Origin of the sequence: Shewanella sp. 8A, assembly GCF_023475945.1 — a bacterium.
In the GTDB taxonomy this organism is placed as follows: domain Bacteria; phylum Pseudomonadota; class Gammaproteobacteria; order Enterobacterales; family Shewanellaceae; genus Shewanella; species Shewanella xiamenensis.
The window spans coordinates 22309-31328 of sequence record NZ_JAMDJP010000043.1 but is presented as its reverse complement, the minus strand read 5'-3'; the positions used below and the strand labels follow the sequence as shown (position 1 = coordinate 31328).

The window sequence follows — 9020 nt, the reverse complement described above, 5'->3', positions numbered from 1 at the left end:
GCAGGAGTTTTTACTGCACCGATGTAGGACATTTGCGGAGCTGAAGATACTTGTTAGAGAATCGATAGCAATATACAACGATATGAGACCGCATCTGAGTTTGAATATGGCCTCTCCTAATCAGGTGCACAATAGAAAAGGCCAGCTACTGGAGCTGGCCTAAAAACTGTCAACCTATCTTAGGACGGGACATCAGCTTGATCCTAATTACCTTAGCAGAGCCTTTTCGGCATTAAGGGATGAGTTAGGTCTGTGCGACCATTTAGAAATGAGCCAGCGCCCAACCTTCCACGAGATCCGCGCGCTATCTGCCAGATTGTTTTCTGATATGGGTATTGACCCTCAAGGTCGGATGGCTCACACCGATGCCAAGTCCACCAAAATCTATGTGCGGGATCACCTGCAATGGACCGAAGTTCCACACGCTGAGATTAAATTCAGCCATTAATAAAACTAAGGCAAAGCTCTAATAGGAAAAAGAATTTTTGAATTCCGTTAGTCCCCCGTTAGTCCACCCTTGCATAAACAAGCAGACACAAAAAAGCCCGCAACTTATTAAGATTGCAGGCTTTATTGTTTATGAATTTGGTCGGTATGAGAGGATTCGAACCTCCGACCCCTGACACCCCATGACAGTGCGCTACCGGGCTGCGCTACATACCGAAATATTGTACTTAATAAAACTGTATGACGTCAGCTTAAGTACTTATTACTTAAGATGCTATCGAGTGGGGTTCACCTTAAGTGACGCAGACTTTAGCAATTGGTTTCAATCAACGCAAGTGCTTAGTGAAGTCTGTTTGATCAACTGCTTAGTTTCTGGCCTGAATGGTGAAATTTTGCAATGCAGTGGGGCGCTTTGCCCGTTAAAGCACTCGCAACGCGCAGACGGAGATTTAAACTAACACTTAAATGGCTCTGTAAATATCAAATAATGACGGATCTGCTAAACTAAATGCCATCAGCTATCCAGAGATAGCAGGTTGCTTTTTAAGCATAATTTACATGAAAGGGACTTATCATTGCTTTTACCATCCTTTAATGCCAACCATTTAAAGTTAGCCACCCTACTCGGCCTACTCGGTCTTGTGATCAATATTTTTCCTATCCCACTATTTGCTAACGTACAGCTGATTTTAGGTAATGCGGCAGTAGTGATAGTGGCCATCCTGCTTGGGCCTTGGTATGCCCTTTATACTGCATTATTTACAGCTACAGGCTTGATGTTGGCTTGGTCCAGTTCCCATGTGTATGTCGTCTTTTTGCTTGAGGCGTTGTGGCTGGGGTTTGCGCGGCGCAAAGATGTACCCATTCTGTATGCCAGTATTGGCTACTGGTTGTTAGTGGGCGTACCATTAATAAGCTTGTACTTATGGTTAATCACGGGCCTGCCAAATTATCACATCCCTTTTACTACGGTAAAACAAGCAGTTAATGGCATTTTATACGCGACTATTGGGGAGCTTTGCGTTGTGGCGCTCCCTAGCTTATGGCATTTAAAAGATAAGATCGTCAATCACACTCGCCGAACCTTTAGTGCTCAGCTCAGCTATCTATTTATTTTAATCACCACGATTACTTTATTGACCTCATCCTTAATGTTTAACCAGTATTTTATGGATAAACAGCAGGATTTAATTAATAAAAATCTGAATGACACTGGCATATTCCTCGGTCACGCCACCGAAACCTATCTCAGTTCCAACACCAGTACCGTTGCCAGTATCGGTAAATTTCTTAGTATATCAGGAGCTCCATTTGACCAATGGCAGCTTATCCTCGAGAGTGTGCAAAGTCTTAAGCACAGCTTTACCGCTATGTTTATTGTCAATACACATGGGGAAATTGTCGCTGGGAGTCCACTCGATAAACTAAAAAAAATAGCACAAAAGATTAATGTGCAAGATAGGGACTTCTTTATCCAAGCTTTAACCCACCACAACACATTTGTGTCCCCCGTATTTGTTGCTAGAGGGCCAGATCAAGAAATTGTCATTGCCATCAGTACCCCTATTTTTAAAGAAGATTCAAATACTGCCATCGGCATTGTGCAAGGTAATCTAGACTTAAGTTATTTCTCTAGTATTGATAACCAAAATCAACATCATGAGACACAGTCCATCATTTTATTGGATGAGAAAAAGAACATCGTTTATTCCTCCGAAAGACTTAGGCTTACCCCTTTAACTCCTTTTAACTTCAAGACGGGCAGCACAGAATACCGTACTCGATTAAAGCTGATGGATATTAATCAGCATGAGGAAGCGGATACCCCTGAATATATTTATGCTCACCATCAACTGAATAATGGTTGGCATTTATATGTTCTGGAGCCCTTTATCCCCCTTCTAACCTTAGCGCAAAAACAATATTTCAATACGGTAGGGCTACTGTTAATCAGCATGGTCGCAGCCATGATAATTGCTAAGGTAATTAGTCGTTTAACCACTACGCCTCTCGCCTTGCTGGCTCAGCATTTTAGTCAAACAAAAGATGGCAGTTTTAATGAGGAGAAGTTTGAGCATGGACTGCTAGACAACAGTACGCCTCAAGAAATCTATAGCCTGTACGAGAGCTTAGAAGCAAAACAACAAGCACTACTCAACAATCAACTCGAGTTAGAAGATAAAGTAAAACAACGCACTATGGCTTTAGAAATCGCCAACCGCAAATTAAAAGATATGGCGGAGCGGGATCCGCTCACTAACTTATACAACCGTCGTTATGCTGAAAAACAGTTCCTGCATATTCAGCATCTGTCTGAACGTAGCAAGGATACGATTGCGGTAGTGTTACTCGATCTCGATTTCTTTAAAAAAGTGAACGATACCTACGGTCATCTCGCGGGTGACGAATGCTTACGTGTCATGGCAGAGGTTTTATCAAATCACTTCAAGCGAGATGTCGATTTGCTTTGCCGTTATGGTGGCGAAGAATTTGCACTTGTATTACCAATGTGTAATGCCTCAAAAGTCGAGCAACACCTTAATGCTTTCAAAGAGAAACTTTCCAGCGTGGTCATCACCAACCCAACAGATCAAGTCACGTTTAGCGTGACCGTTAGCATTGGCGCCATCATTGCTGATGCCGCCTATAGTGCAAAACTGGATGACTGGTTAAAAGAGGCTGATGAGAACCTGTATAAGGCCAAGGAACAAGGGCGCAATTGCGTCGTTTGTACCCTAATCACATCCTAATTATGCATATGTGCACTTCGATATTGTTCAATTCGGTCCATCATATAGGGGAAAAAGGGGTTCCATTTTTGACGTAACATTTCTGAAGCCGGCACACTATAAACGCCTCGCTCACCACGGGAAGCGGCTGCGCCTATTTGTATGCGGGTTAGCTTCTCATTGCTTGATATGCCATATAGGCCATCATTTTCAGCAAAAGGTAACGCAACATGGGAGAGTGAATACACGCCCGCCGGCCAATGAAGCGGGAGGTGTTCAATCTGAGGTAACGACTCATCCTGTGGCCTCAATCCAAATTCACGAGCTTGAACCTGAGTCGTTTCGCTATTGATATTTTCAATCAGCGTGCCACGGTAATGAATGTTGTTAGAAGCTGTTGGTAACAAGGCGGGTAGTGGATCATTAGTCATTAACTTACTGTTGATAACGGTACGATTCATATCAAATAGCACTAATTCATGGCCCTTTTGCGGTAGCGTTTGATACAACAAACTCACAACAGCTGCGCTAGATACCGTTGCATCGGCAACAGATTGAAAGCTCAAAATCGATGGGATTTGTTCACGCTGCAAAGGCGTTAATCCGCTTAACAAACTCTGGTTACGTAACGCCAATTGGTAGACGACATCCCCGGCATTGACTGCAAAAGACATGTACTTGAAGGGATCGTATTCCATCTGAATACTATTCCATTGCAACTTATCTAAGTCGAGCAGGCGGCCTATCCAACTTTGCCAGCGAGCCGCTGCCGCAATGGGCGCAAGGCCAATTGCGGGCGACATAAAAATCATCCCTGCGTAGTCAGGCGCTTTATCTTGATTAATCAGTTCAAGTTCATGGTTAAGCGCTATCGCAGCACCCGTTGAAAAACCAATAACGAATAACGGCTTACCTTTAAGTTCTTGTTTCATGTGCGCCGTTGCCAAATTCACTGCGGCGGCTAAGTCTTGCCAGTACAGGCTCGTCAAACCACTAGGAATGGTGCCATGGCCTGGGAGTCTTAATCCAAGTACATGGGCTTTGCCTTTAAAATGTGCTGCCACGTTCGACATGGCATAGGGTGAATCTGACATACCATGGAGCAACAATACGCCAAAAGGCGCATTGGCTTTAGGCCATTCAAAACTGCGATTCCAGTTTTGTGGCCATCTCGCGGGATCGGCAAGGCTGTTTTTAACATAACGATTGACGGGCGATGCATCTGCCGCCGACACTTTTTTGAATACTTTATTATCAACCTCGGCAAAGAGTTTATCTTCTAAGGCAATGTAATCACGAAAGTTATCGAGTTTAGTGTTGTAGTGGAATTCGTGTTTTAACTCAGTCGTGTGCCAGAGGGACAGATCGGGTTTAGCATTGAGAAAATAGATTCCAGTCACTAATAAGGCAACAGCAATCCCTAAACAGCCATAAAAGGCAGCGAAAAATAAATGTTTAGTTGAGCCTATGATGATGGCTTTCATTACTGCCCCATGGTTCCGATAAAATACGCATGCAGATTATACGGTTAGATAAAAATAAACCTCAATATTCATATTTAAGATTTGTTTTGATGGCATTTTAGTTTCGGCGGTTTAACCTATTTAGGTTAATATCCGCTCTACTTTTATTCGATATTCGCAAATTTTACTTATTATGCATATTGGTCCAGCCACAGCGTCCTATGCGTTTTATCTCCCTAATCCCCCACTCATGCCTGAATATTGGCATTGGGAGCAGGATAACGCGATAGCAGAACTCATCGCCTTAAACGGTAACCACTGGCGTAAGATCTTCACCATTATGGCCAAAATTTGCACCCCCAGTGAAGATTGGCGCAATTATCGCGACAACTTATTACTCAAAAAACACCAAATGCTCTTGATAGGTGCTAGTGCCCTATCGCCCCATGCCAATATTCATATTGTCTGTGGGCAAGCTGCCGCGACGGCATTAGGAATTGCTATCGAGAGTCATATCGCCACAGGCCCTCAGCAAAGCGCCAACCAGCAAACAGTACTGCAATTGATGCAAGCCTCCCAAGGTAAACTGCAAGACATCACGACAATAATGCAGACTCAATCTTCCCACTCGATATCAGTGCTACTCTCGCCCTACTTAGATTATCGCCAATATTCTAATGCCCTGATTGCACTTACATGCTCGCATCTACGAAACGTATCTGCTTGATAAAATTTCATAAAAAAGCACCCGGATAGGCCGAGTGCTTTAAAAGAAAACCTAGATAGCATTGCCTATGCCAAGGTTAGTGATAAAAATCAGTCGTAGATAGTTGGAATGGGCTGGCGCTTATGTTGGGTTGCCTTATAGATATTAATTAGTTTCTCTTCAACCGCTTTATCAACGACTTTCCCTTCGAGGAAATCATCAATTTGCTCATAGGTCAGCCCGAGCGCGACTTCATCTTCGAGTAGCGGTTTGTTGTCCTCTAAATCCGCCGTTGGCGCTTTGTAAACTAATGACTCAGGAGCACCGAGATAGGCCGCTAATTGGCGCACTTGGCGTTTATTGAGGCCAAATAAAGGCGCGAGATCGCAGGCACCATCGCCCCATTTGGTATAAAAACCGGTAATGTTTTCGGCGCTATGATCGGTACCCACCACTAACCCGCCAACTAATCCCGCTAACTCATACTGGGCAATCATGCGCATCCGCGCTTTAACATTGCCCTTAACAAAATCCACTTTCGCCTCATCCGGCATACTCAGTCCCGCCTCAACAAACGCACTTAAGGTGGCTTGATGCACGCCATCAACACCTTGATGCACATTTACTGTGACTAATTTTGATGGCTGAATAAATTGGCACGCTTGCTGAGCTTCATGCTCATCTTTTTGAATTTGATAGGGTAAACGCACTGCAATAAACTGATAACCGCCCTCGGGATGTTCACTATTGAGGCTATCAACGGCCAACTGGCATAAACGCCCCGCCGTCGATGAATCCACACCTCCGCTGATCCCTAATACCAACGCCTTACTGCGGGCCTCTTTGAGCTTGGTTTTAATAAACGCCACGCGGCGCTGCACTTCAAACTCAGGCTCAATCGCCTTGAGTACCTTCATTTCTCTTAAGATCTGCGCTTTCACCGAAAATTCCACCTTAAATATTCGCTGTTATTGGGAGCGGTAAACCGCCTAACGTTATCATTTATTTGCGCCTAAAAACAACAAGGGCAATAACGGTTTGCCGCTATTGCCCTTATTAACTGAAACCTATGCTGGTTTATCTTTCCCAGTAAGATTCTTCTAAGCTGTCTTCACGCTCGGGTAACCCACGGGACAAACGCGGACTGTGCTGCGCTAATACCTCATAGGCCACGCGGTTAGCGTACTTACAAATTTGTGAGAAGGATGAATAACATAAGCCATCACGCTTATGCTTACTTGAGCCTGGCACGTTGGTCTTATGGAAGGTATTGGCCGCCAAGTCGTGCAATAACGCCGACAACGCGCCATCACCCGCACCATTGGTATTGCCTATTTTCTCCGGTCCACCCATGTAAGGGGAAATATGGGCATAGACTTTAATCGGATTTTCACAGTCACTCTTGAGCTTAGGACGTGAGAACTCATAACGGTTAAATTCAGGGATAGCACCTGGCAGCAGCGTATGAGTGGTCTCGCGCTTTTCGGCATCATCGGTATAACCTGCGGTATAAAGCCCGATTGGGCCAGCAGTGGTTAACACCATATCGCACCACTCGAGGGCTCTTTCGCTGGCAAGCAGCGGATCGCGAAACCCTGTTAACGCCTCGCCTTCATCTTCGTTCATCGCCAAAATGGTCACATGCTCTTGGATAAAGTTTTGCCACCAAACCGGATCTTCTTCAATCAAAAAGCGTGTGCCTAAGGTCAATACCACAGGCACTTCGGCCGCTTTAGCATATTTAATCGCGCACATGGCCGCATCGGTGATCCTGTCGCCGCCGCTGGCACGCATTAAATAGGCGGTTAATACCAAGGCAGAGCTGCCCTGTACTACGTCTTTATCAATGTATTCTGGGGTTAATTTATCCATCGCCCCTTTACTGATCGCGAAGGTACGCTCACCGCAATCAGAAATCAGCGTAAAACAACGACCTATGGGGCCATCGACGGGTTGCAGGAAGTTAAGGTCTACTTTAGAGGAGGTGTTGCAAAGATAACGGTAGGCGTAACTGCCGACTTCGATATTTTGACTCATCACCCCAAACAACACAGAGCGGTCATCGGCCAAAATAGAATAATTGTGCACTGTGTTACCAATAGTGCCGCCCGCAAACTCATCGCTGATCAAACCGTTTTGTTTCAGCTCGGTATACAGGGCGTGCGCTTGCTCATCATTGATAAGCGTCGAATTACCCTTGGGTAAACCATAACGCCCGAGCAACTCATCCTCTACCTTGGCTTCGATATCCACTAAGGTTTGATCGATACCGCTGATATAAGTCGCAAAAGGTTGAGGTTGCTGCGTTAATTGCTCAAGCAATGGGTCACGGGTTTTGACCGGAAAATAATGTTTCGATTTGCGCTGACCGGGAAACTTCATAGTGGCTCTCTTTTCCTGGCATCCATGCTAATGGGCATTACAACGAGCGTTGGCTCATCGTGTCCTAAAAATAATGAGTCTAGGCTAGAGAGATAAAAAATCCACTCCCGAGCCACAAAGGGCGCAGATTCTACCATAAAATCAGCATGAAACTAGGCCGTGTTTAGGTTTCAACGGGAGAAATTTACCGTCACTCTGCGCGTATCCAAGGTTGAGCTTGTTCTTGTACCAATTGCCTGAGCAGCTCGATATGGAGCTCATCATCATTTAAACAGGGAATAAAGTGATAGGCCTCACCACCCGCATGCAGGAAAGTCTCTTTACCACCAATCGAAATTTCCTCTAAGGTTTCGAGGCAATCAGTGGCAAAGGCTGGGCAAATTATATCAACGCTTTTCACGCCTTGGCGGGGTAAATCGGCCAGCAGTTCATCAGCATAAGGGGTTAACCACTCTTCTTTGCCGAAGCGGGATTGGAAACACACCTGCCATTGTCCATCGGTTAATCCCAGAGCCTGTGCCAGTAACTTGGCGGTAGTGCGACACTGCTCAGGATAGGGATCGCCTTCAGTGGCATACCGCAGCGGAATACCGTGGAAGGATAAAATCAACTTGTCGGCCTGGCCATGGGTTTTCCAATGGCGCTTAACCGAATGCGCTAAAGCCGCGATATAGGCTTCATGGTCAAAATACTGTTTGCTAAAGCGCAGCTCAGGAATATCGCGCACTTTAGCAAAATACTGCGCCACCGCATCGAACACGCTGGCGACAGTTGAGCAGGAATATTGCGGATATAACGGCAGTACCACGATACGCTCGGCGCCTTGGGCTTTGAGTTTGGCAAAGCCGCTATCAATCGAAGGATTGCCATAGCTCATGCCGAGTTCAACGGGAATAGTTTGATTAAAGGTCGCGCTCAGATCCGTGGCTAACTTTTGTGCCTGCTGCTCACTTATCACCATCAGCGGCGAGCCCTGCTCTGTCCACACACTCTGATATAATTTGGCCACCTTGGCGGGTCGGGTATTAAGGATTATCCCCTGCAAAATCGGCTGCCACAGCCAAGGGGACAAATCGACGACCCGAGGATCACTTAAAAACTGTTTGAGGAATCGCTTAACCGCTTTGGGAGTGGGTTCATCGGGCGTGCCGAGATTGACCAATAACACGCCAAACGCAGGAGAGGGAGAAGTCAATGTGTTACCTTTTATCAGCCTAATACCTCGGCAGGCTAACATTCAGTTGCCAATAAAAAAAGCCTGCAATCGCAGGCTTTTTCTTAATATGAGAACTT

The 9020-nt window shown here is 45.4% G+C and carries 7 protein-coding genes, 1 tRNA gene and 1 pseudogene; 4 read left to right on the top strand and 5 right to left on the bottom strand.

Annotated elements, in window-relative coordinates; all coding sequences use genetic code 11:
- Together M0413_RS20835 and M0413_RS20830 are read left to right on the top strand one after the other, a co-directional pair.
- Positions 1-163 (top strand): annotated as a pseudogene (locus M0413_RS20835) (IS3 family transposase); the annotation flags it as partial.
- Between the two features lie 105 nt (positions 164-268).
- Entirely contained in the window at positions 269-448 is a 180-nt protein-coding gene (locus tag M0413_RS20830; RefSeq protein WP_249555515.1) for a site-specific integrase, read from the top strand.
- Between the two features lie 138 nt (positions 449-586).
- Here the strand turns inward: M0413_RS20830 and M0413_RS20825 are convergent.
- Positions 587-663: transfer RNA gene (locus tag M0413_RS20825), tRNA-Pro, on the bottom strand.
- Between the two features lie 359 nt (positions 664-1022).
- On the opposite strand from M0413_RS20825, the gene M0413_RS20820 reads away from it, so the two are divergent.
- Complete coding sequence (locus tag M0413_RS20820; protein ID WP_249555513.1) at positions 1023-3197, top strand: sensor domain-containing diguanylate cyclase; 2175 nt, start codon at positions 1023-1025, stop codon at positions 3195-3197.
- On the opposite strand, the gene M0413_RS20815 is transcribed toward M0413_RS20820, so the two are convergent.
- Positions 3194-4660: an alpha/beta hydrolase gene (locus M0413_RS20815; protein ID WP_249555511.1), complete on the bottom strand. Its 1467-nt coding sequence runs from the start codon at positions 4658-4660 to the stop codon at positions 3194-3196. The two genes, M0413_RS20820 and M0413_RS20815, sit on opposite strands and share 4 nt — an antisense overlap.
- Before the next feature lie 172 nt (positions 4661-4832).
- Between M0413_RS20815 and M0413_RS20810 the strand changes: the two genes are divergently transcribed.
- On the top strand, positions 4833-5366 hold the full coding sequence (locus M0413_RS20810; protein ID WP_249555509.1) for a DUF6942 family protein: 534 nt from the start codon (positions 4833-4835) through the stop codon (positions 5364-5366).
- 89 nt (positions 5367-5455) lie between these two features.
- Here the strand turns inward: M0413_RS20810 and nadE are convergent, their stop codons facing one another.
- From nadE to hemH, 3 genes are all read right to left on the bottom strand, one after another.
- The gene (gene nadE, locus M0413_RS20805) at positions 5456-6286 is read right to left on the bottom strand and encodes an NAD(+) synthase (protein WP_037425381.1); all 831 of its coding nucleotides are present in this window, start codon (positions 6284-6286) and stop codon (positions 5456-5458) included.
- A gap of 136 nt (positions 6287-6422) precedes the next feature.
- Complete coding sequence (locus tag M0413_RS20800; RefSeq protein ID WP_144375951.1) at positions 6423-7727, bottom strand: inosine/guanosine kinase; 1305 nt, start codon at positions 7725-7727, stop codon at positions 6423-6425.
- Between the two features lie 190 nt (positions 7728-7917).
- On the bottom strand, positions 7918-8964 hold the full coding sequence (gene hemH, locus M0413_RS20795; RefSeq protein WP_055647122.1) for a ferrochelatase: 1047 nt from the start codon (positions 8962-8964) through the stop codon (positions 7918-7920).
- Between the last annotated feature and the right edge of the window lie 56 nt (positions 8965-9020).

Excerpts from the sequence above, each read along its gene's own strand:
- M0413_RS20830 (WP_249555515.1), top strand. The coding sequence starts at position 269 with ATGAGCCAGCGCCCAACCTTCCACGAGATCCGCGCGCTATCTGCCAGA.
- M0413_RS20800 (WP_144375951.1), bottom strand. The coding sequence starts at position 7,727 with ATGAAGTTTCCCGGTCAGCGCAAATCGAAACATTATTTTCCGGTCAAA.
- hemH (WP_055647122.1), bottom strand. The coding sequence starts at position 8,964 with ATGTTAGCCTGCCGAGGTATTAGGCTGATAAAAGGTAACACATTGACT.
- M0413_RS20810 (WP_249555509.1), top strand. The coding sequence starts at position 4,833 with ATGCATATTGGTCCAGCCACAGCGTCCTATGCGTTTTATCTCCCTAAT.
- M0413_RS20815 (WP_249555511.1), bottom strand. The coding sequence starts at position 4,660 with ATGAAAGCCATCATCATAGGCTCAACTAAACATTTATTTTTCGCTGCC.